The sequence below is a fragment of the Pseudomonas sp. 210_17 TE3656 genome (assembly GCF_054821965.1).
This window is the reverse complement of record NZ_JBTRBC010000001.1, coordinates 5,454,520-5,475,938: the sequence shown is the minus strand read 5'-3', so window position 1 is coordinate 5,475,938 and position 21,419 is coordinate 5,454,520. Positions and strand designations below refer to the sequence as shown.

Here is a 21,419-nt window from a genome sequence, read left to right as displayed (position 1 = left end):
TCGATGATGCATCTACCGCTCGCTCTGGGTCTGTTGCTTGCCGCTGCCGTGGTCGAAGCCGCCCCGCTGCAGGTGCCCACCCCGGCCGAACTCAGGGCCCAGCTCGACAGCCTCAAGCCTGGCCAGTTTCTCTGGTATCCGCAGGTCTCGCCGGTGGGACCGGTGACCGTGGTGGTCAGCCTCACCGAGCAACGTGCCTACGTCTATCGAAATGGCATCGCCATCGGCGTCAGCACCGTGAGCAGCGGCAAGGCAGGCAAGGAAACCCCCACCGGGGTGTTTAGCATTCTGCAGAAAAAGGTCGAGCATAAATCCAGCCTCTACAACAGCGCGCCGATGCCCTACATGGAGCGACTGACGTGGGACGGCATTGCCCTGCACGCTGGCCATCTACCGGGCTACCCCGCCTCACACGGTTGCGTGCGCCTGCCGCTTGCATTCGCCAAGAAGCTGTATGAAGTGACCGGTTTCAGCTCGACGACCGTGATAGTTTCCGATACCCATAGTGCACCGGTAGAGGTCTACCACCCCGGTGTGCTCGCGCCTACAGTCAACGAGGGCAAAGCCCAAGGCCCGCTGGTATTGAACAACCAACAGTTCTGGAACGATCCAGACCCGACAGCGGGGCCTTTGTCGATCCTGATCAGTCGCGCCGACCTGCGTGCCTACGTGTTTCGTGGGGGCCAGTTGATCGGTTCGGCGCCAGCACTGTCGCTTGAAAGCAGCCGGCATCGCAGCGGAATGGCGGTGTATTCGCTGTTGCAAAAGCCATCTGCTTTGGCAATCGACGCCGCGCAGCCATTACGCTGGTCGGTGGTTGGTCTCAGCAATCCGGAGTACGGGGATACACCTGATGAACAACTGGGCCAATTGAACGTGAATCCGGAATTCCGTCGTCATTTACGCTCGGCGATGGACATCGGTACGACGCTGGTGATCACCGACTGGGCGTCAACTCGGGATACCCGCAGCAATGGAAAATTCACAGTAGTCACCACTGAAGACAGTGAAGAACTTAAACCATTGGTCAAGAAATGATCGGCAATCCTATAAAAATCAAGCAGAGTAGGGGCCTTTGACTTCAATCCAGCTGATTTTTTCGCTTGGAAAGCGAGCCATAACAACGCCAAGCAAAACCGACTATTAGGACTTAACACCTGTTGACGACTTCGCGAGACAGCGCCATATCAAGGCAAATAAAGCCGTCCAGCTTTCGATCGCAGACAGGTTTTTAACAGGATAATCCATGTCGCTGTTCGAACCATTGCGGGGAGCCATCCGGCTTTCAGTGGCCAGTGTTGGCCTGTTTTTCCTGAGTGCCTGGCACACCGCCCATGCCCAAACGCTGCCTAGCGCCGCCGAGCTGCAGCAATTGGCGCCGAGCGCCAGCCTTTCGACCCTGGCCCTGGCACTCACCGCCTACACGTGTGCCAGTCACAGCGACGCGGATAAATTGCTCACAGTGATCGACTACTCCAAGGCATCGCGTGACAAACGTCTGTGGGTGTTCGACTTGCGCTCCAGGAAGCTGTTGTTCGAGGAGTGGGTTGCCCATGGCAAGAACAGTGGCGCCGATGTACCGACTACGTTCTCCAACACCCCGAACAGCTACCAATCCTCCATCGGCCTGTATGAGACCGGTCAGACCTACAGCGGCAAGCATGGCCGCTCGCTGCGCCTGCAGGGGCTGGAGCCGGGGTTCAACGACAACAGTATGTCGCGGGCGATTGTCATGCATGCCGCCGCGTATGCCGATCCAAAGGTCGTTGCCGGTCTCGGTCGCCTGGGTCGCAGTCAGGGTTGTCCTGCCGTCCGGCCGGCAATTGCCAGCAAGCTGATCGATACGCTGCGACGCGGTAGCTATGTGTTTGCCTATTACCCGCAGCAAGACTGGCTGAAAAAGTCGCGCTTCCTTAATGCCCAGAGCTGCCCGCTGGCTAATCAAACGCTCGCTAGCAAGCTAACGCCTGGAGCAGGCTAGGTTTTTTCAAGGGTGTCGATGGTTTGAGATTGAGCCGCCAGGCTGCCGAAGGAGTTACTGGCGTCTACATACTTCAACGCAGATTTCATATCCCGCCACCCTACATAGCTCATCAGGCCTTTTATATCCCAGCCGTTCGCCGCTGCCCACGTCGCAAAGCCTCGGCGCATCGAGTGACTGCTGTAGGCCGCGGCGGGGATGCCTGCAGCCTCCAGAATCCGTCGTAGTAGAGGGATCAGGCTACTGGCGCGGAAGCCTTTGTCGGAAAGGTTTCCCCAGCGATCGAGCTTGCGGAATACCGGCCCATCTGCAATGCCTGCCACGGTGATCCAGTTGATGTAGGCCTCGACAGGGCACAACTGCTTGAGGGCGGGCGTGTGGAATGTACTGCCTTGATAGTCGCGGTCGGTTTTGGAGTAGGGCAGATAGAATGTGATACCCACGCCCGCTTGCGCCTGAGTCGTCTCCACACGCAGTCGCGCCAGCTCATCGCTTCGAAAACCGCGCCAAAAGCCGATTAGCAACAGTGCTGCATCGCGGCGGTACCGCATCAAACTCTGATAATCACCCGCTTCAATGGCCTCGCCGGCTTTGCTGTCGAGCCAGCTCGCGGCCTTCTGCAGATGCCGCAATTGAAGAGGCGCAGCCTGCTTCTGCTGGGCAGGGTGAACGGCGCGAATGCCTTTCAGTATCTGCCGAACCTGAGGCGCCTTGGTTGGATCAGGAAAGCCCTGGCTAATGTGCCACTGCGCCAGGGCTGCAAGCCGTTGCCTCAGGGTGCTGAGGGCAAGTGTCTGCGCATACTCCGCCAGATAGCGAACGATCCCTTCGGATGTCGCCGGCAGGAACCCGCCCCACGTCGATTCGTAGTGCTCCACGGCTGCTCTGTAGCTTTTGCGGGTGTTGTCCCGCGTACCCGCCTGCAGATACCGCTGTGCCTTATCCATCTCCCAAACCTGCCATTCGTACCCCACCGGGACACGATTCTGAGGCATTTTGGTCTATAAGAACATATAACTCTCCATTATTTACTCTTGTATTCCTGATTCATGTTGATCAATAAATAAGCTAAGATGTCATGTATAAACGTGTTATGTAACACATTACGAAATCGTAGGAGAGGTCATGGCTCGCGGCGGCATTAACAAGGCTTTGGTGCAGAAGGCGCGCACTGCGCTGCTTGCCCGCGGCGTCAATCCGAGCATCGATGCGGTGCGAATTGAGCTCGGAAACACAGGATCCAAAACCACCATCTCGCGGTACATGCAGGAGCTGGAGTCGGCAGATGTGCGTCCCCAGGCCGATCCGGATCGCCTTAGTGATGAGCTAACTTCGATGGTCAGCCAGCTTTTGAAGCGCCTTCAGGAGGAGGGCAATGTGGCCCTGGCGCAGGAGCGCCTGACTCACGAGCAGAACGTTGCAACGCTGAATCAGCGCATTAGCGAGCTGGAAACTGAGCTCAAAAAGAGCAAACAGGTCATCGCGAGCCGTGATTCAGTATTGGCAACCCAGGCAGAAGAACTGAGAACTTGCCAGTCCTCACTCCAGGCAGAGATCACCCGCAACGCTCGTGTCAGTCAAAACTGTGCAGACTTGGCGCTGCGAGTACAGGAGAAAGATGACCAAGTAAGGTCGCTTGAGGAGAAGCATGCGCATGCCCGTGATGCGATGGAGCACTACCGCACCGCCATCAAGGAGCAGCGTGAACAGGATCAGCGCCGTCATGACACTCAGCTGCAGCAATTGCAGCAGGAGCTCCTACAGCTCCAGCAGACCTTGATGGTTCGCCAGGACGAGTTGACACGCCTCAACCGTGACAATGAGCGCCTGCTGAGTGAAGCCCGCCAGCAGAACAAGGTCGCGCACCAGAATCAGGATGTGATGACGCGACTGGAAGGAGATCTGGGGCTGGCGAACATGGCTGCTGCCAGAGCTGAAGGCGCTAAGGAAATGCTTCAGGAGCAGTTGGTAGTGGCGAGGAAGGACAACGAAGCGTTTGCCTCTGAAGTCAGCGAGCTACGAGCCCATGCCATCGCGCTTGGCGAGGAATTGGCTGTAGCGACCAAGGCGCTAGAAGATTGTCGTAGCCAGCGGCCGGACGCTGCTGCGAATGATTGAGAGATGGAATGCCGGTGTGGGCCTGCCGTCGCTGCGGAGCCCTGGTCAACCTCAGGCTGACAGAGGTGGGGTAGGCCAGTGCTGCATTCGGCTGTGAGTCGGCGCCACCTCTCGACAATGGCTGGGTTCCGGTTCTCCGCAACGGGGATGGGGCCTAAGTCCAGATCAGCAAGGCACATTCATTTTTTCTTTTCTTGATAGAAGACTGCATCCAGCATGGCTGCCCGTGCACGCCAAGCCTTAGCTTCGTTACCGCCGCTGGGCATGGGTGACTTCCACCAAGGTGCTTCCTGTATACGTTCCACGACTTCTGGCCAGTAGCGGTCATAGTCGAGCCTGTCAGCTCGTACCATGCCTACATCTCGCGCCAATTGACCTCTGTTCTGTGCATCGACACACAAGAAAACATCGGGGCGCTTCATGGAAAGCAGGCGGGTAGCCGTACCCAGTCCATGCCTGCCGTTTGGAAACCCCTTGATGAACTCCCTGATGAAGGTGTCGTACTGATCTTTGGTCACCGCCCCGTTGAGAGGAATTGCGTCCAGCGCTATGGAGAAGGCTGGGGCGCTGGCATTCATCAAGCTGTAGAACTTGCCCGCTCCAGCCATCGATCCAAACCACTCTGGGTGGTCAATGGCCGTGCTCCTGAGGCCAGCAATTCCAAGACGCGCCTGCAGTGGGATGTCATTGAAATGCTGCGTATTAGCGAAGTGACTCGCGACCTGATCCAGCATGGCCAGGCGATCTTCGAAACCGTGGATCTTGTCTTTCTGGATCGCAGCGTAGAAGGTCGACCAGTCCATCGTCATCACTGGTGACTCCACCTCGGGCTTGGAGGCAGGAACCCCTCCATAGGTACCTTCAAGTTTTTCCCTAAGCCTTGCCTTGATTTTCCAGATCCTGCGGTAGCTATCTGCGTCCTCCTGGAGAATGCTTCTGCCGCCGTAGCTCTCAATGATGCCCAAAACATCCTGCAGCAGTTCAAACGAACCGTCTTTATGAGTGAGGAGGGTGGTCAACTCCGTGTTCTTGTTGATTGCCCCCGCCGTGAGGTTGGCACTGCCAATCAAGACCTCCCAACTGGTCTCCGTCCAGAAAGCAAACACTTTGGGATGGAAAACCCCCTGAGGTTGAAGAATGAACCTGACTTGGTCGTAATCCACAAATTCGTCAAGGACATCGGGGTGAGTCTGGTAGAAGTGTGTGCCAATCACCCCGGTAGCTATCTTGGACTTTGCCTTCACCAGCTCTGCGAACACATCCGTTCCAGCAGATGCCCATGCGGTACCGAAACTAATGTGGTCGTAACTGCTGATGAGCCTCAGCAGATTGGATTTGAGCGCTGTGTTGGTAGAGATCAGTTTCACTGGGCGGGATTCCGAATGGAGACCGCTCATCATAACGCCGGTGGACTTCCAGGTTGATTGGTCGCTCAGCGCGGGCATGTTCGTTGAGCAATGTCAGAAGTGGGAGCAAAGGATGCGGAGCTGACGGCCCAATCATGGAAGCGAGTCTTGTAGAAATCCGTTAGCCGATTTGAGGGCGTGCCTGTATATCAGGCAGCTGGACTGGCGAACCAGGGCGGCCATTCATACGGTGACTGATGTGGTCATTCATAACTGGTGTGATGCACGCAGCGAAATACATGATTTAACATAATATACATTATGCGAAGTATTCTATGGAGGCTTGAGGGCCCCGGGTGAACAGATTTGAAGCCAGGCCCAGGCCTCGATCACTCTCCTGCAGCTCGTGCTGGCACCTCAGCTGTGACGCTCAGCTAATTTTGACCATGGGCAGACTATGCCGATTGCGTGTGGGTTTTCCTTTGAATTCAGCTGGTTAGGCTCTGGTGTGGGCAGAAAAGCTGCTCAGGATTGCGAGAGATATTTTGATCATGGAGTACCTAGAAGGTCTAAATCGGATGGAACTCCAGGTTGAAATCAAAATTCAATGGGTGTGGTCGAGTACCATAAGAAGTGATCATTTCTAAATGCGGTGTCCGGAAAAAGATCAAATCTTAAAAGAGATCACCGCCTCAGCCATACCACTCTGCAACCAGCTTTGAGTGTTGCTTTTATCGGAATCGGTAGTTTATGAGAGTTCAAATGGTTCCTAGCCATGTCAGTCAAAAATGATCATTTGTTTTACGTGATGCGGCGGCTATGCGTTTTATGCTTAATTGCCCTTGCCTATTGGTTTGAGGGGGTGTTTAGCGTCTGGCTACTCGTGAGTGCTGCTTCGGCCTCTCAGCGCGCGGAGGTCAGAGAAATTTCCACTTAACTCGACTAAATAGTTATTTAGTTGAGTTAAGTAGGGGCTTTCGAGATGGGCGATTACGTGGTGTGACCCCCTCTCTTGTGATGATCATTTTTAAATGCTGTTGCCAGCAGGTGTTTAGGACTGAAGCAACGCTAACCGAAAAAGTGGGGTGATCACTTTTATTTTAAAAATGATTGTTTCATGTGTTGGGAATAAACGGCTGTTCAAGAAAGCCATGTAGAGGCTTGACATAACAGTGCTCTCAGGGTGAAGCTTCGTCGAAGCTTCATATCTCCGCATTTTAATTTTGGCGATTATGATGAAATATATCTATGAGTGTGCCTTGCGCTTCGGGATAGGGGCTGCCCTATTTCCGATAAGTGTCAGAACCGGAAATGGTCACTGATATGAAAAAAGCTCAATTTGCATTGTTACCGCTGTTCAGTACTCATCGGTGGTTTGTCGACGCTTACAATGAAACTGACGATAGGATCGCGCTTGCTGTTAAACAATATCTTGTCCAGTTCCCCTCTGAGGCTGGTGCCCTTGCAGGTTACGCTACAGTACGAGGATTCTTACAGTCATACACCAGCAATGAAGCAACATTCAACTCATACCGTACGCACGCCGAAAGGTTGTTGCTTTGGTCGCTGCTGATTCGTAACTGTTCGCTCCTGGAGCTACGACGTTCGGACGCAGAAGCGTTTCTCGAGTTCTGCTTGCGTCCGCCTGAGTCCTGGGTAGGGCAAGTCGTAAGGAACCGCTACCTGAGCGGACATTCGGTTGATGGCTGTTGTTTGATGCCGAACCCGGCGTGGCGTCCTTTCGTCACATCCACCAAGGGTGGCCACTACAAGATGACGGCTGGCAGCATTGCTCAAGTGTTCTCGGTGTGTAGCAGTTTGTTTGAGTATGCGATCGATGAAGGGATCTGTACCGTCGTCAATCCGTTCCGAGCAATCAAACAGAAATCCAAATTCAAAACGTACTCTGCTCAGGTGAAGACGACTCGGGCACTCTCTCCATTACAATGGGAGTACGTACTCGAGGCTGCGGAGGCGATGGCTGACTCCGACCCTGTTCGCCATGAGCGTTCGTTGTTTATCGCGGCGACCTTATTTTCGATGTACCTCCGGGTGTCCGATATCTGTGGAAGAGACAATTGGGAGCCGACCATGGGAGATTTCCGCTTGGATCACGACGGAAACTGGTGGTTCCACGCCATAGGTAAAGGTAACAAGGTCGGCAAAATTGCCGTTAGAACTGACTACGTTGACTGCTACCTTAAAAGGTACCGTCGAGTTCTGGGGCTGAGTCCCCTACCCTCGCCTAATGAAGCCACTCCGCTACTGAGCACGCTCGATGGTAAAGCGGGACTATCAACCCGGATGGTTCGCAACATTATGCGTTCAGTTTTTGATAGTGCAATAGATTGCATGCTGACAGAGGGTCGTCATGAGGGGGAGATCCAGAATCTGCGAGTAGCTTCTACTCATTGGCTGCGGCACACCGCAGCAACTTTTGATGCGCCCTTTCGTGATCCGAAAGACTTGCAGGCTGACCTCCGCCATAGCAGTCTGTCGACCACTCAGAATGTCTACTACAGCAGTCAGGACGATCAGCGCGCGTACTCTATAAGAAAGCTAGCCATGAGAGATCGAGGTTGAGCATACCCCCCCAAGGAGGAAACAATGAGCGAGCTTCCATTTCCATGCTTCTTCGGCATAGAAGAAATTCTACAATTGAATGCTGACGACGTGACTCTTGAGTCTGCCCATATTCTTATCCGTCTTCAAGAGTGCGCTCCAGAGAGTCGCCCGTTCGACAGCTATGCATTAGCCAAAAAATTTCTGCAGGCCAATGCTGTATCTACTCGGTATAGCGTATTTCGTTCAGCAGTGGAGCGGCTTTTGCTTTGGTGTCTTTTAGTAGTAAAAAAGCCAGTCGCTGAGTTTGATGAAGTCGATATTCGCTGCTTCATGGATTTTTGCTTATTTCCACCAGACAGCTGGGTTGCCTCCCGGCCGGAAAAGCGCCTGATGCGGGTGTCCACCAAGCGGAACTCTAGAGCGCTTACGATCAATCCGTCGTGGAGGCCCTTCAGGCCTAGCGCTAATAAAGCTGAAATATTATATGGCGACATGAAGGTCTCCACACCGCCGTCGCTTGCGGCAGTGATGGCGGTGATCAACCAGTTCTATCTATTTCTGTACTCAGAAGACGTGATTAGCGTAAATCCAGCAGCGCAAATACACTCCTCAAGGCAGTATGCTTCCGTGCACACTCCCAATGAAAAAATGAAAATTTTTGAGAGGCATGAATGGAACATTTTTGTTTCGACGGCGGAGTTGCTTGCTGATGGCGACCCAGCGTTCGAACGAAAGCTTTTCCTGATGATGACGGTATACTACCTACATTTGCAGCCAGGCGAGATTGATAGTTTTGGCTCTCAAATACTTATGAAGTCTCTTTTTCAGCGAGCTGACGGCACGTATGGTTTAGATGTAGCGCTCCATCCTGAATTGAAGCCGATCATCATCCCATCAGAATATGTAGAACGTTGGGTATCACGGTTCCGCTTTTATCTAGGGACGCACTTGATTCCTCTCTGTCGAGATCCTACGCCAATTATCTCTACTCAAAGCGGGCGCGGAGGCATCAGCAGTAGGCATGCTAATCTTATTTTCAAATCGGTTTGTTGTCAGGTTAGAGCGAATTTGGAAATTCGTGGGGTCATGGTTCCGGATGACTCGGTGTTTCGAAAGGCTACTCTACTGTGGGTGCGGGAAACCTCATTGATGCGTTTAGCAGAATCAATGCCATTCGATGAGTTCTATCCGACCATTCGCGGGACGACGGTAGATACCATATTTGCACGATTTTATGCTTGGCAACCCCGATACCAAGACAAGTGGTCAGGCTCGTAGGTACATCAAACACTGACGGGCACGGTTGCAACGTCAATCTGTTACCTCTAGCCGCGCCCGGTTATAGCTAGATACCACTACTCTCAATCAAGGTTGCCAGACCGGCAGCTTCGACTTGCCCGGTTTGTCAATCACGATCGCTAGGCTCTGCTTTGCGCGTGTTGCAGCTACATAGAATGCGGCCGCAGAGGTAGCTTCAAGGCAGGTTTCCTTCTGAATGAAAGCCGTGATTGGCCCTGTAGGTACGACTAGCACACGCTCGAACGTCGCGCCTTTGGAGACCTTGAAGTTCATATAGTCGAGGGCGAATTCCTTGCCGGATGCTGCCATGGCACGAAGGCATTGCGGCCGGTACTGCTGAACGTATTGGTCAACGTGCTTCGAGTGCACCAGAAACACACCATCATGATCAGACACATCGTGGTTTTCAGAGGTGGTAGCTGGAAAACCCCAAGACCCATCAAAAATGGTGTCAGAGAACGTTGCGATCTCTGTTCGACATCGGTAAGTGACGGTCGCGTAGTCGATGCTCAACAGCCCTCCTTTCTCGCGCTCTTGGAACCATTCCAAGGCGCCGGCGTATCCGTACTGCTTGTTCTTCTGCCCCCTCGGGTTGGTCGATAGTACAGCCTGGCGAACATCACCGACCATACGAACGTCGAGGAGAGAGCATTTCCTGACGGTAGTGCGGTTCTACAAGGTGATCTACTCGCCTCATTCACCTTCGACGGTGCTCCTGCGTACATCTTCAAACGCATGCAGTTTGTGGCTCAGACAGCCCACACACGCCTCCTGGAGGTCGCAAACCAATACCGCATGACGCTCGTTACCAGCGACGATCAGTTACTGAGCCAGGCAAAAGCCAATGGCGTTGCCTGTCACAAGTGGCCACCTCAAGCTCAAGCTGAAATCCCTGGCCAGAGTGCGTCAAAACTAGCGCCCACACAGCTCACACCTTTCGCCCTTCACCGCAAGCCTACCAGCGCAGCGAACGAGCGACTCCCGTTCCGAGTCCTTCCCGCCGTAGGTGACGTCGTTAGCACTGGCTCTGCAAAACCCCTGCGATTGGTGAGAGAGATCAGTAAAGGAGGTGAAGGCGTCATCTACGAGACCAATGAGCCATCCTTGGTCTGCAAGGTCTATCACGCCAAGGAGCTGACTACGTTAAGACGCCAGAAGATTGAGCTGATGGTCACCCGCAAGATCAGTCGTGCCGACATCTGCTGGCCGTCAGAGGTGGTGTACAACCAGCACTCGGAGTTTGTCGGCTACGTGATGCCCAGAGCGGAAGGCAAGACGATGTTCTCGGGAATATTCATCAAGCCAGCGTTCCTGAAAACCTTTCCTACATGGGGGCGCATCGACCTGGTGAACGTGTGTCTGGCGTTCTTGGAGCAGATTCGCTTCCTCCACAGTCTAAATATCTTGGTAGGTGACATCAACGCAAACAATCTACTGGTCACCAAAGACAGCACGAAGCTGTGGATGGTGGACACTGACAGCTTCCAAATCGAAGCTTACCCTTGCCCAGTAGGTACCATCGCGTTCACGGCCCCAGAAATTCAGGGCGAAACGTATGGGAACTTTATGCGCACCAAGGAGCATGAACTGTTCTCCGTTGCGACGATGCTGTTCATGATCTTGTTCCCCGGCAAAACGCCCTATTCCCAGCAGAATGGCGGCACCCAGGCGGAAAACATCAAGGCAAGAAACTTCCCCTATCGAGATCACGATAACGCAGAAAATTTCTCTGGTGAAAATGCTCCGGAAGGCGACTGGCAGACCATCTGGAATCACCTGAAAGCAGATGTTCGGAAAGCCTTCCAAAAGACATTCCGAGAGGGAGAGCGCATTTCCGTGGATCGGTGGATTAACCTTTTGGAGAGCTACCGATCTTCGATCGCGAAGAAGGCTAACGGAAATGAGGTTTTCCCCACCTCGTTCTACTTCGTCCGAGACCCTGTCGTCGTGCCGTGTGGACGGTGCAAGATAACGATCACTGCGTCGAAAAAATACGTCGAGAAGCAAGCCAAAAAAGGCTTTAAGCCTTGGTGCCAGAGCTGTCACAAGAAGCACAGACTCACAACCATGGCGCGGGAGAGCCTTAAGAAGACTCAAGAGGCCGAGCGTAAAAATCAGGGACGCCCGACGATCATACAGAGGCCAGCGCCAACACCACGCCCAGTTGTGCCCCAGCCACAAGCAAGGCCGCAACCGGCTGTACAAACGCAACCTCTGCAAAGTCGCGCCGCGAGCACAATCCAATCACGTCCGCAGGCCCAGCAGAGTAGTCATCAGCCGCCCCCCCCGCAATCGCCAACTCCGTCGCGCCCTCAAGCGGCTCCGCTCCCTCGAACTCAACCAAACGCCCGCAAGCGAAAGTCGAAAGTCGCCGAGTTTATCGGCATCGTTCTGCGCGCGCTTTTTTCCAAATAACTATCGATAGGAAATCAATGTGAACGACGACTTCATCCTCAGCCAAGAAGACCTCGTAGATAAGCGGATTACCAGCGCGCTGGTGTTGATTACTTCCAGCCTTGGATGGTCATCATGACTGATGGCGAACCCACAGACGATATTAGCCTCGCTAGTGATCGCATTCGTGCGTTGTGCCAGAGTAAGAAGCTGAGCGTGTTCCCGATTGCGATCGGTGCCGCAGCTAACATGGAAACTCTGGGAACGTTGTCCCCGGGTCGCCCTCCTCTGCGGCTGAAAGGACTCAACTTCAGAGAGTTCTTCCTCTGGCTGAGCCGCAGCGTTTCCAGAGCTTCGCAGTCGACTCCAGGTGAGACAGTGACGCTGGACAAAGCCGGCATCGATGCATGGGGACAGGCGTAAGTCATGTCTGAAGCGGATCGCAGCTACACCTATCGGGCATCCTGCGGGCACATCGCTGGCCGGTCGCATTCAAAGACCAATACACCATGCCAAGACTACGCTGCGACCCGCATCCAGAATGACTTTGTATGTCACCACGCCCCAGATCTCGAGCTCTTCACCCTCCAACAAATATCTCGAAGGGTAGCGCGGATTTTCTGAACGCAGTACGACCTGGCTGCCGTCACGAGCAAGGCGTTTGCATAGTGGCTCACAGTTCACAGCTGCGATCACGATGTGTCCTGGCTCGGGTGGAATAGATCGGTCGACCAGGACAAGATCGCCTGGATAAATCCCCGCCCCGATCATCGAGTCACCCTCCACGCGCACTAGGTAGATGTGAGGCGCCCGCACGTCCAAGAGCTCGTCGAGTGAAATACGTTTTTTCAAGTGATCGGCTGCTGGAGAGGGGAAGCCTGCAGGCACCTGGAATGAGTACAGAGGGAGGTCAATGGTGCTGGGGTCGAGGGTGCCAAGGAACGAGATCATGACGAGAAACGCCAGCACTGTATATTCGTACAGTTAAGCGTTTTCTCATCACTTGGTCAATTCAGTCTGGACAAGCTGGTGGCGGCAGGGATACGAATGACCGCTAACGACCCGTTTTGTTGAGAAAATCGGTTCTCCATGCTTGTCCATACTGACCGCTGAAAACGCCTCTGCCGGGAGAAACCATGGCCAACTTCTCCCCGCTATGGGTACGCTTGCGAGTAATTTAAAGCAGAGCCACAATACCAAAGAGTAATTTAAACCCTCACTGTCTCGCTATGACTATAAACCCCGTCTCTTAGGCAGGATGATGTACCCTCCACATACTTCTTTAGCCAGCTCAACTTGGCGTATTCTCGAGGAAAGTTTTCCTCATTATAAATATTAATGTTTCTTTCTATTGCACAAAGTAAATTGCACTTCACACCATCCAAAGTCAGCATCTCGCCTTCATATTTCATCGACCCTTCCATCTCAAGATGGTAAAGAGCATTGAGATAAAAGCCATCATCTTCACGCAAAACTATCGTTGAAATTCTTTTCTTGGTGAGCGACTGTGCCTGTACAACTTCTGGGCGGGCGTATATCTCCGCCTCATACTCATACTGCTCACGACCAATATCAGGATCAATCATTAGCCGTGGCATTTTTGATAGATTACTTTCTATATAGAAAGCGCGATCAACCGCTGGGCCAAAGAAGCTAACACCATCAATGAAAGCATCACCATACGTAGCACCGCCTCTCACATAAAAACCCTCACTCATGATCTTAGTAATCAAAAGAGAGGTATTATACAAGGCTACTCCCATTAGTTTCTTTTCGTCTTTTCTTGACTCAGCAATACCTTCCTTATAAAAGTAGAATATAAATGCACAGTCAGAGAAGCTGAACAACCTCCTATCATAAATCACATGACCTAAGTCACCTGAACTCTGGCGACGCTGGCTTTCCTGAATACTGCCATGAAATAGATTATGAATCTTAAGCTTGGTGTCAAATTCCGTCATATTTTTAGAACCTAGCACATCCAAAAATATAACAACCATCTTACTATAACCCACAGAACCTCTCCCAATCATCCAAAACTCAGCCTATTACATTATTTCTTAGAATCTGAAAGCAATTAGGAACTCAGAACAACCACTATGTAAACGCAGGTCTCATTATTACTATTGATAAATATTCAGTCTGTAGGTGGCTCGGGGCTACTCACTCATTGACGCCTTCAGCCGCAACCAGGCAAGCGGAGCACGAGGGCCTAGGATGGTGAATAGGATGGATGTCCGCCAGCGCCAAGGTGCGGCGGAACGCCGAACATCCACGTCTCATGTGGATAGGAACGGGACGATGTACCCCAAGAACTCGGCATGCTGGCTACGTGACTCACTCCACCTTGGTGGGTGTGTCGGCGGCATAAAGCGCTTCTCGCAGTTGGTCAGCAGCAACCGGTCTTTCGCTCGAGAAACCCCGACAAAGAAAGAACATCGCTCCTCGTAGGGGTTTCCCCAAAAAGTCTGTGTTTCAATCGCTGGCATGATGACCGAGTGGAACTCTAATCCCTTGCTTTTGTGAACCGTAAGCAGCCTGATTGCCTGGTCATTGGAAAATCGATCCAATGCACTCAACAAATCCGAACCTTGCTCATACAGCACGTTGAGCTGTTGATGGGTCTGAGCCACAACTTCTGCGAGCCTGGCATGCGCTTCGTAGTCTTGCGACAGAGACGTCAACATTGGTAGCCCCACTTTCTCAAGGAATTCTTGAGCCATATCCCACCAAGAATCATACGGCTGGATAGACCGAGCTAGCGCCTTGACGCGCTTTCGGTGTGCTCCGTAGATCAATTCAAATGCGGCCTGTGCAGTGGATTCACTGTCTTCTGAGTCAACCACGGAAAACTGCTCCATCAACCGCATCCACCCCTTCGGCTCTCTCGGCCTGTAAAGACAAGCGAGGTAGTCGATGATCAAGCGAGCCACCGGCTCATTGACTAGGTCTTGAGACAGGTGTTCGTTTCGGTACGGGATACCAGCCGCGTCGAGGCCCGCCATGATGTACGTCCCGTAATCGCTGATCTGCCGAGAGAACAGAATGGCTATCTCATGTAGAGGAATCTGGTCAACCGTGACCCATTTTTTAATCGCATCCACTATGTAGGCAGCTTCTCGCTCAGAGTTTTCAAAGTGATAAGCGATGATTTCCCCTTCATCGCCGGCAATCAGCTCACCAGCCATGACGGCTTCAGGATCAAGAGCCCGGATTACCTCGTTTTGCATGCGCAGCAACCGAGGCTTTGACCTGAAATTCCTGAAGAGGTGGACGGGTTTTGCCCCAAAATCATCGACGAATTTGGCAAAGATGCCATCCATTGCTCCAGCCCACCCCATTATCTTTTGCTTCACATCGCCCACAGCGGTCAACCGTATGGGCTTGCCTAGAAATATGAGGTGGAGTAGCTGGTATTGCTGAGTGGTGCAGTCTTGAAACTCGTCTAGGAAAACATCGCTGTAGGTTTGGCAGAGAGCGTTGCGGGACGCCGCACAAGAGGACAGTATCTTGATAGCCAGCGGGATCAGCTGGTCGAGCTTGATCTGCTTTCCACGAATGAACTGCGTGCCAATTTTGTAGCCTGGCTCTAGGTAGTCGTCCCCCAGCAATGCAGGCCTGAACCGGTCGACGATGCGCTTTGCGAAGCCATGGAAGGTGTAGCTATCAAAGCGTGATGCCAGCTCGAAACCACATCTCTTCTGTACACGCTGCTTGAGGTTTTTACTCGCGTCGACCTTAAACGAGATGGCTAGAATTCGTTTGGGGTACCTGCACTCACCAGTTCTGAGCATGAAATCAGCGCGTTGCGCTAACACCTCAGTCTTACCGGCGCCTGGGCCCGCCGTCAGAGCGAGTGACCGCTCAAGCTCCTTCACTGCAAACAGTGCGTTCTTCTCAAGGGTTAACCCGTCGGCGGGCGACCATGCTTCTACGCTCGTCATTCCGGCAGACCTTCCAGAGCAGTAATCACGGCGTCAGCAAGACGGTTGAACGAAGACGGTAGATTCTTTAGAAGATCTTCGTCAGAGAGCTCGGCGAGCGCCGCGATATGAGCTGCGGGCTTACTACCCAGCTTGAACTTGGAATGATAAGAGGCGAATAGCTCTTGCTCCTCGTCAGAATACTGCTCTGGTTCATGCCGTTTCTTGCCAAGGACAGCCTTGAGAGTCGCTTCATCCGGCACGGCACGCTCTACACCATAGGCGTCCGGATATGAGCTTATCATTGAGAAGTCGAGATCCATCGGAGCCGAGAAGAACACTCTTCGCTGCTCAAGCTCCTTGACAAGATAAAGCTCGCCGAAACGGTTCTTCTTCCTAATTGGTACGTCCACCGCATCCCAATTCGGAATAGTCCAGCCAGCTGGCAGCTGTTGGGCCGGATTGTAGAGCTTCAGTTGGTTATTGACGTAGTGAATCCGGCCCCATCCACCTTGGTACCTGGAAACGTCCAAATCCAGCAACGTCAGATATGGGGTGCCCAGTCCCTCAAGGAGCCGCCAGAAGTGGTTCACATGGCGTCCTCCGAGCGGTGCAATGGTGACCGCAGACTCGTCTACCGGTGCTCCCTTGGCTTTCAGGATTCGCGGGAGAACGATCTCCTCGCTATCCCCCTCCCCTAGTACAACCAGGCGAGAGAAGTAGATCTCTGGGAACGCTTGGACTGCCTCCCTTACGAACTTTCGAGCATCGCCGTCTTTTTCGGGTAGTTGGATCGTCGAAACCTCAGTGACACGATTCCCATTAAGTCGGAGGTAGCGAATATGCTCGGGGTCTACCCGCCTCAGCATGGAGGGTGCGTGGGTAGCAATCAACGCCTGAGAATCCGCACCGCCAATTGAAGTGTTCAAAGCGTTGACGATTCTTCCCAGATAGTGAGGAGAGAGACTGTTTTCCGGCTCTTCGATGGCGATCAGGGTGAACGACGGTGGCTTGAGCCTCTGGACGTCGAATGCCATAGATTCGCCTTTCAGTACGGCGCGACCTATCGCATGAGATGACAGAACCAGGGAGAGATACAGCATCGATTTCTGGCCATCCGACAGTCGCGAGAAATCCACCAGGTTGTCGTCGTGGCCAGGGGTAAAAGACACCGACATATGGCGCAGTAGTGACTCTATTTCCGATGTGATGAAGGTCAGCTTAGGATCAGAGAAGAAGGTGCCACGATGTAGTCCCTTCCAGGTGGTACTCAGAATTTCGCTGAAGGCCTTGATGGATACGTTGGAGGATAGCGACTCACTGATCTGATCAGTCAGCGCCTGTACAACTCCTCGATCCAACTCCCAATCCACAGCCCGTAGTAAACGCCCAAGGAGTGCGTTAGCGCCGTAGGCTATGTGGTCAGCCGGGTCACGCCGCGCCGGGAGATAATGCATCTGAATGGCATTGCGGTGGTGCCGGGTCACTGGCGCTGTAGTCAGCGCGACACCCTCTTCGTTTGCGTCCAAAACGTACAGGAGTGTTTCCTCGATATCACCGGCGATGCCCATGGTGGCCTCAAGACGATATCTGACACGGGGAATGCCATCTGGTGAGTCCATTCGCATATGGGCGAAATGAGGCGCCACGGTCGCGTTGTCGTCTTCCTTCAGTAGCTCAGGGAAGTGAAAATCCGCTTCAAGCCACAGAGAACGCTCTTCGGGTGCCTCCACCTCATCGAACGATACGTAAAAATCGGAACGGCGAATCCGACGCAGCGACGGATCGAAGCAGAACATCCGGCACAACGCCTGTAGAACGGCAGTTTTGCCTGCTCCGTTCGGGCCGATCAGAAACGTGGAATCCTCAAAAGAGATCGAGGTCGGCTTGCCGAAGGATTGAAAATTTTTCAGTCGAACACTGTGCAGCTTCATTGCCTCTCTCCGTCCATGATGCACTGGCTTCCACCAGTCAGGGTGGGAGGAGAATAAGCTCATTTCACGGAGTGATGGTAGAGGGCCACTAATCGAGAAGTAGGTCATTCACGCAAGCGGAGCGCGCAGGCCATGAAGACCGGAGTTACAAGGATGGAGGCCCGGCATAGCTGAGCCCCCATTTTCTGAGTCATGACAAAGTCTTATCCAGCTCTCCGGTTTACTCGCTTCATAGACGCTCATTATCTTAACTGTCTGATTCAGTCCTGAGTTTTAGAGTTACCTCTAGCACCATCACCTGCCCAGTCACAAATCACGTAACGGCTACTAAGCGTTTGCACCACCAGATACCCTTGGATCTCTTTAGAGCCCATGATAAAGGAGGTTCGAATTGGATCACCATCATCGAATCGCTTATCACGATCACGGAACACAATGCCCTTCAGAAAGAGCTCTCCTGCTCCGTACTCAACAGATGACAAAAATGCTTTGATCTCCCAACCAAAATCGATATGCATCGCCTTGATCACGCTGCTTGGCATAGCAGCTAAAGGAGTGTCGAAAATCTTGGATGAGGAAATCGGTGTCCTGCGTCTGACCATGTAAAACCTCATGTGTTGGCGACCCCTTTCTCGCAAGCTTCGCTGCGAGAAGAAAGGTCACTGTATAGGCCGGCCAGTCACAGGCGATTGCCGACAGCGCATTCCGCCGTGATGAAGACATCGCTCAAGTACGCAGTGACAGGCGGCGAGTATTTGTAAGGCATCGCTCGTATGAGCCGCTTGAGCTGGAAATCTGGCAGGCTCTTGCAGTGGTACTCGATGTTGATCTCAGCTGACATCAGCTCTTCCTTTTCAAAGCTCAAATTGCTCGCTCCTGCAGGCGGTACCATGTCAAACCTCAATGGTGAAGTCTGGTGAAAAACCAGTGCGCTCTCCTGGATAGCCTCGCGGATTCGAGATGACCCGACAGCCCGAGACGATTGTGTCGACTGCATGATGCGTATGACCGAAAATCCAAACGTCAGCCTGGGCAACCAAGTCATGCCATTCATTGAAGTAGGCGGCACCCAGATGGCCTTCGTGTCCATCACCCGCGACCTCTTGGATTGGGCAGTGGTGAGTGATCACCACGGTCTTACGCTCAAAATCTTTGGCGAGCTCTGTGACCAAGAACTCACGAGTGGTGACAGGATTGAGCTCAACCGCTTTCCAGAGCAGCCGTTCACTGTCATCAGCTTTGAAACGCCCCTTGATCGCATCTCCGTTGGTTACAAACACCTTCACTACCTCGTTATCGACACACATTGCCAGAGAGAGGACACTGGCAATAGATGCTTAAAGTTCCTGACGTCACACAGACCGGGCATACCCCGCATTGGTGCTCTTCCGCTTTCTGGGGGAGCTTGATTTCTGCGGTTTTCCACCTGCTGAACCTCGTTTAGCGCTGCTGCTGAGAAGGCTGAAGGTGTCCTACCGACCTTCTCTGACCTCAACGCACAGGTCTAGGGTCATCCAGCGATTACGAATAATACACTGATTTAGCGTTTATTCGTAAAGGCCGGATGTGGCTATATCCTGACTTTTGAGCGAGTCATGGATCTCAGAACAGCTTTCGCAGGGGTGCTGCGCGCGCTCCGCCTCGTCCGTGGTGCCCGGTATGCCGATCTCTCGGACGCCACGCACCGTCGCAAAATCGCTGAGCTCGAGAACGCCCAAACGAGCGTCACCCTTGAGCAGTTCGACGCTCTCGCAGAATCCTTGGGTCTTGATTCGATCGCTCTAATGGCGTTGTGTGTGTCCGTGCGTGAAGGAGTTGTCCCGCGGGAAAAGATTCTCGACTCAATGGCCAAGCTGAACGACTTTGAAGGCGCCGGCGGGATGGAGCTGATTCGGGAGCAATTCGACGCTGGCGGTTCCCTGGTCAAGAGGTCTCGCGGTAGACCGCTGAACGCTGACAATGAGAAGGCGGTGCTCTCGCTTAAAGCTGAAGGTCTGTTACCTCAGCAAGCTGCTACCAGGTTGGGATTGGCGTTGACGTCGGTGATGGAGTATTGGAAAAAATGAACAGTTACTGTGCCAAAGCTGCTCGATAGCTAAGCGGCTACGGAAAATCTCTACGGAACACTGATGCCACGTTTTTCCGTTTATCGTAAGGACGACACAGCTACGTCGAAACCATTCCAAAATTCATGGAAACTTTCGGAGTTGATTGTTTTCAGCGGTAGCATCATTTTAGTGATCAATTCACCTTCTTGTTTGGTCGTGCAAACGCGCGCGGCCAATGTTCCAAGCATGCGCGGATTCCTAGGCAGCGATCGTCGTATCATCCTATTTCCTCGAATTGCCCCTTCGATGTCCTTGGTAGGAAATAATCCTACAATCCAACCGAGTAGTAATAGTGCGCCGCCACGCTGGGTTCCATCGGCACTGTGCATCCCGAATTCCAATCGGCATTGTAAGTCCAGCTTTCCGCGATACAGAGATCTCCGAGGATGACCAAAACCTGATGCGGCGACGCCCTCAGCAGCGTGAATAGTACGTTTACTCAGAAACAGCCCATAGAGAACATGTAGTGCCTCAGACTCCTCGCTATCATGGATGGTGCGTTTCTGTATCCAGGATTGCGCTTTAAGCGCCAAAATGGCCAGCCACTTTTCCTCAGACGTAACCGGAATACGCCCTCTCCGTAAAGCATATAAATAGCAATCCCACATACGGCGTTCAACTGGGGGAAGCGCTGCTGGAGCTTTAAGTGGCTTTAAGTGAATTGGACAATACGCAGATGTGACATAACACCATTCCTTCTTCCAGACTGGAAATCGATACGTAAAAAAGCCATAAGTCAAGCAATCCTCGCATGAAAGGTTCCTGTAGCGCAACGTGGTCAATAGTAACCCGTTATCCCCAAAATAATTACCAAGTACCTCTGTAGATACTCGGTAGGTGTCGCAAAATATGGGTGCTAATCCACTGAGATTATCAAACTCCAGATCAGGGCTAACACTCAGCGGCCATTCCGGAACCAAACCAGCTTCAGAAAACTCTAAACTATAATTTTTTTGAATGACCTTACGAAATAGATGTGGGTCTTTTAGCCAGCCTAGAGACAACCCCCGAAAAACCCAAGACAACATGGTTTCACCCATGATGACTTTTGGATGAGCACCTCGTTCTTCAATTCTCATAACTCAGTACGTCCAAAGACTTGCAAGATCCTCAGGAGTTGCGATTTTCCCATCGGCAAGCACTCCGCTTATCCCCAGAATTTTTATAGTTTGAATTACAGATCCGGTAGCCCCACTTGTTAGCTGAAATAAATCCCTCAGAAAATCCTCCTTAGAAACTTGATGTTTTTTGATGCCAAAGGTTATTGCCACATACCCTACAAAATCAACAAAACCGCTCGCGACTGACCAGCTCGAAAGTTTCAAGATGCGATACCTACTGAAAGCCAAATCATTAGCAAGAGTATCGATTCGTTCAAGTCGCGAAAAAGTCCCAAAAACCTTCAGGGATTTAATTGTTTTGGATATATAACATATAAAATCACATGACTCGGCGTACTTTGATGCCGACCCTAGAAGAAAAGCATCAATATCGTCGATTACGAGAAGCACCGACACCCCCTCATCATCCAACTCACGCAGGACACTGAGGAGCCCGCTAGATGAATCACTAGCAACCCAACTTGGTAGTCCTAGTGCGCTCGCGAATGAATGCCGCAGCGAGCCACACAAATGCAGATGGGGAGAGCGGATCACTATCGGCCACCTACTCTCAAATCTTTCTATTTTCGAGAATAGTAGCGAAACCAGAGTGCTTTTTCCCGAAAGTGGCTCTCCCTGTAAGAGAACTAG

Annotated in this window: 19 protein-coding genes and 1 pseudogene; 8 read left to right on the top strand and 12 right to left on the bottom strand. The window is 52.5% G+C overall.

What is annotated here, in order from left to right:
* The first annotated feature begins 3 nt into the window (after positions 1–3).
* A complete protein-coding gene (locus ACVI9W_RS25080) occupies positions 4–1,038 on the top strand; it encodes a L,D-transpeptidase (protein WP_461531655.1) in 1,035 nt (344 codons plus the stop codon).
* Between the two features lie 208 nt (positions 1,039–1,246).
* Positions 1,247–1,981 (top strand): murein L,D-transpeptidase catalytic domain family protein, encoded by a 735-nt coding sequence (locus ACVI9W_RS25075; RefSeq protein ID WP_461531654.1) that lies wholly within the window; start codon positions 1,247–1,249, stop codon positions 1,979–1,981.
* Here the strand turns inward: ACVI9W_RS25075 and ACVI9W_RS25070 are convergent.
* Positions 1,978–2,928, bottom strand: coding sequence for a site-specific integrase (locus ACVI9W_RS25070; RefSeq protein WP_461531653.1), 951 nt, complete (start codon positions 2,926–2,928; stop codon positions 1,978–1,980). The two genes, ACVI9W_RS25075 and ACVI9W_RS25070, sit on opposite strands and share 4 nt — an antisense overlap.
* Before the next feature lie 178 nt (positions 2,929–3,106).
* Between ACVI9W_RS25070 and ACVI9W_RS25065 the strand changes: the two genes are divergently transcribed.
* Entirely contained in the window at positions 3,107–4,099 is a 993-nt protein-coding gene (locus tag ACVI9W_RS25065; protein ID WP_461531652.1) for a DNA-binding protein, read from the top strand.
* A 179-nt stretch (positions 4,100–4,278) separates the two neighbouring features.
* Here the strand turns inward: ACVI9W_RS25065 and ACVI9W_RS25060 are convergent, their stop codons facing one another.
* Complete coding sequence (locus ACVI9W_RS25060) at positions 4,279–5,466, bottom strand: phospholipase D family protein (protein WP_461531651.1); 1,188 nt, start codon at positions 5,464–5,466, stop codon at positions 4,279–4,281.
* 1,302 nt (positions 5,467–6,768) lie between these two features.
* Here ACVI9W_RS25060 and ACVI9W_RS25055 point away from each other — a divergent pair.
* Positions 6,769–8,028, top strand: a complete 1,260-nt coding sequence (locus ACVI9W_RS25055; protein WP_461531650.1) for a tyrosine-type recombinase/integrase — start codon at positions 6,769–6,771, stop codon at positions 8,026–8,028.
* Between the two features lie 24 nt (positions 8,029–8,052).
* Positions 8,053–9,288, top strand: a complete 1,236-nt coding sequence (locus ACVI9W_RS25050) for a hypothetical protein (RefSeq protein WP_461531649.1) — start codon at positions 8,053–8,055, stop codon at positions 9,286–9,288.
* A gap of 87 nt (positions 9,289–9,375) precedes the next feature.
* Here the strand turns inward: ACVI9W_RS25050 and ACVI9W_RS25045 are convergent, their stop codons facing one another.
* Complete coding sequence (locus ACVI9W_RS25045; protein WP_461531648.1) at positions 9,376–9,822, bottom strand: hypothetical protein; 447 nt, start codon at positions 9,820–9,822, stop codon at positions 9,376–9,378.
* Between the two features lie 282 nt (positions 9,823–10,104).
* On the opposite strand from ACVI9W_RS25045, the gene ACVI9W_RS25040 reads away from it, so the two are divergent.
* On the top strand, positions 10,105–11,724 hold the full coding sequence (locus ACVI9W_RS25040; protein WP_461531647.1) for a protein kinase domain-containing protein: 1,620 nt from the start codon (positions 10,105–10,107) through the stop codon (positions 11,722–11,724).
* A 114-nt stretch (positions 11,725–11,838) separates the two neighbouring features.
* Positions 11,839–12,126, top strand: coding sequence for a vWA domain-containing protein (locus ACVI9W_RS25035; protein WP_461531646.1), 288 nt, complete (start codon positions 11,839–11,841; stop codon positions 12,124–12,126).
* A gap of 69 nt (positions 12,127–12,195) precedes the next feature.
* Here ACVI9W_RS25035 and ACVI9W_RS25030 read toward each other — a convergent pair whose 3' ends face one another.
* The 7 genes and pseudogenes from ACVI9W_RS25030 to ACVI9W_RS25000 form a co-directional block, all read right to left on the bottom strand.
* Positions 12,196–12,654 (bottom strand): LexA family protein, encoded by a 459-nt coding sequence (locus ACVI9W_RS25030; RefSeq protein ID WP_461531871.1) that lies wholly within the window; start codon positions 12,652–12,654, stop codon positions 12,196–12,198.
* Positions 12,655–12,911: 257 nt separating this feature from the next.
* On the bottom strand, positions 12,912–13,718 hold the full coding sequence (locus ACVI9W_RS25025) for a hypothetical protein (protein WP_461531645.1): 807 nt from the start codon (positions 13,716–13,718) through the stop codon (positions 12,912–12,914).
* 264 nt (positions 13,719–13,982) lie between these two features.
* Positions 13,983–15,647 (bottom strand): UvrD-helicase domain-containing protein, encoded by a 1,665-nt coding sequence (locus tag ACVI9W_RS25020; RefSeq protein WP_461531644.1) that lies wholly within the window; start codon positions 15,645–15,647, stop codon positions 13,983–13,985.
* Positions 15,644–17,560 carry an ATP-dependent nuclease gene (locus ACVI9W_RS25015; protein ID WP_461531643.1) on the bottom strand — a complete coding sequence of 639 codons (1,917 nt, stop codon included), beginning with the start codon at positions 17,558–17,560 and terminating at the stop codon, positions 15,644–15,646. Before ACVI9W_RS25015 ends, ACVI9W_RS25020 begins: the two co-directional genes overlap by 4 nt.
* Positions 17,561–17,820: 260 nt before the next feature.
* Positions 17,821–18,162, bottom strand: a complete 342-nt coding sequence (locus ACVI9W_RS25010; protein WP_461531642.1) for a hypothetical protein — start codon at positions 18,160–18,162, stop codon at positions 17,821–17,823.
* A gap of 77 nt (positions 18,163–18,239) precedes the next feature.
* Positions 18,240–18,425, bottom strand: coding sequence for a hypothetical protein (locus ACVI9W_RS25005; RefSeq protein ID WP_461531641.1), 186 nt, complete (start codon positions 18,423–18,425; stop codon positions 18,240–18,242).
* A 28-nt stretch (positions 18,426–18,453) separates the two neighbouring features.
* Positions 18,454–18,750 (bottom strand): annotated as a pseudogene (locus ACVI9W_RS25000) (serine/threonine protein phosphatase); the annotation flags it as partial.
* 405 nt (positions 18,751–19,155) lie between these two features.
* On the opposite strand from ACVI9W_RS25000, the gene ACVI9W_RS24995 reads away from it, so the two are divergent.
* A complete protein-coding gene (locus ACVI9W_RS24995) occupies positions 19,156–19,626 on the top strand; it encodes an XRE family transcriptional regulator (RefSeq protein WP_461531640.1) in 471 nt (156 codons plus the stop codon).
* Positions 19,627–19,706: 80 nt separating this feature from the next.
* Here ACVI9W_RS24995 and ACVI9W_RS24990 read toward each other — a convergent pair whose 3' ends face one another.
* Positions 19,707–20,747: a hypothetical protein gene (locus tag ACVI9W_RS24990; protein WP_461531639.1), complete on the bottom strand. Its 1,041-nt coding sequence runs from the start codon at positions 20,745–20,747 to the stop codon at positions 19,707–19,709.
* A 3-nt stretch (positions 20,748–20,750) separates the two neighbouring features.
* A complete protein-coding gene (locus ACVI9W_RS24985) occupies positions 20,751–21,323 on the bottom strand; it encodes a hypothetical protein (RefSeq protein ID WP_461531638.1) in 573 nt (190 codons plus the stop codon).
* Positions 21,324–21,419: the final 96 nt, after the last annotated feature.

What these genes read in the sequence shown, in the direction of transcription:
- ACVI9W_RS25050 (WP_461531649.1), top strand. Translation starts at nt 8,053, where the DNA reads ATGAGCGAGCTTCCATTTCCATGCTTCTTCGGCATAGAAGAAATTCTA.
- ACVI9W_RS25010 (WP_461531642.1), bottom strand. Translation starts at nt 18,162, where the DNA reads ATGGTCAGACGCAGGACACCGATTTCCTCATCCAAGATTTTCGACACT.
- ACVI9W_RS25055 (WP_461531650.1), top strand. Translation starts at nt 6,769, where the DNA reads ATGAAAAAAGCTCAATTTGCATTGTTACCGCTGTTCAGTACTCATCGG.
- ACVI9W_RS25015 (WP_461531643.1), bottom strand. Translation starts at nt 17,560, where the DNA reads ATGAAGCTGCACAGTGTTCGACTGAAAAATTTTCAATCCTTCGGCAAG.
- ACVI9W_RS25040 (WP_461531647.1), top strand. Translation starts at nt 10,105, where the DNA reads ATGACGCTCGTTACCAGCGACGATCAGTTACTGAGCCAGGCAAAAGCC.
- ACVI9W_RS25020 (WP_461531644.1), bottom strand. Translation starts at nt 15,647, where the DNA reads ATGACGAGCGTAGAAGCATGGTCGCCCGCCGACGGGTTAACCCTTGAG.
- ACVI9W_RS25075 (WP_461531654.1), top strand. Translation starts at nt 1,247, where the DNA reads ATGTCGCTGTTCGAACCATTGCGGGGAGCCATCCGGCTTTCAGTGGCC.
- ACVI9W_RS25080 (WP_461531655.1), top strand. Translation starts at nt 4, where the DNA reads ATGATGCATCTACCGCTCGCTCTGGGTCTGTTGCTTGCCGCTGCCGTG.
- ACVI9W_RS24990 (WP_461531639.1), bottom strand. Translation starts at nt 20,747, where the DNA reads ATGAGAATTGAAGAACGAGGTGCTCATCCAAAAGTCATCATGGGTGAA.
- ACVI9W_RS24995 (WP_461531640.1), top strand. Translation starts at nt 19,156, where the DNA reads ATGGATCTCAGAACAGCTTTCGCAGGGGTGCTGCGCGCGCTCCGCCTC.
- ACVI9W_RS25065 (WP_461531652.1), top strand. Translation starts at nt 3,107, where the DNA reads ATGGCTCGCGGCGGCATTAACAAGGCTTTGGTGCAGAAGGCGCGCACT.
- ACVI9W_RS25030 (WP_461531871.1), bottom strand. Translation starts at nt 12,654, where the DNA reads ATGATCTCGTTCCTTGGCACCCTCGACCCCAGCACCATTGACCTCCCT.
- ACVI9W_RS25035 (WP_461531646.1), top strand. Translation starts at nt 11,839, where the DNA reads ATGACTGATGGCGAACCCACAGACGATATTAGCCTCGCTAGTGATCGC.
- ACVI9W_RS25070 (WP_461531653.1), bottom strand. Translation starts at nt 2,928, where the DNA reads ATGGATAAGGCACAGCGGTATCTGCAGGCGGGTACGCGGGACAACACC.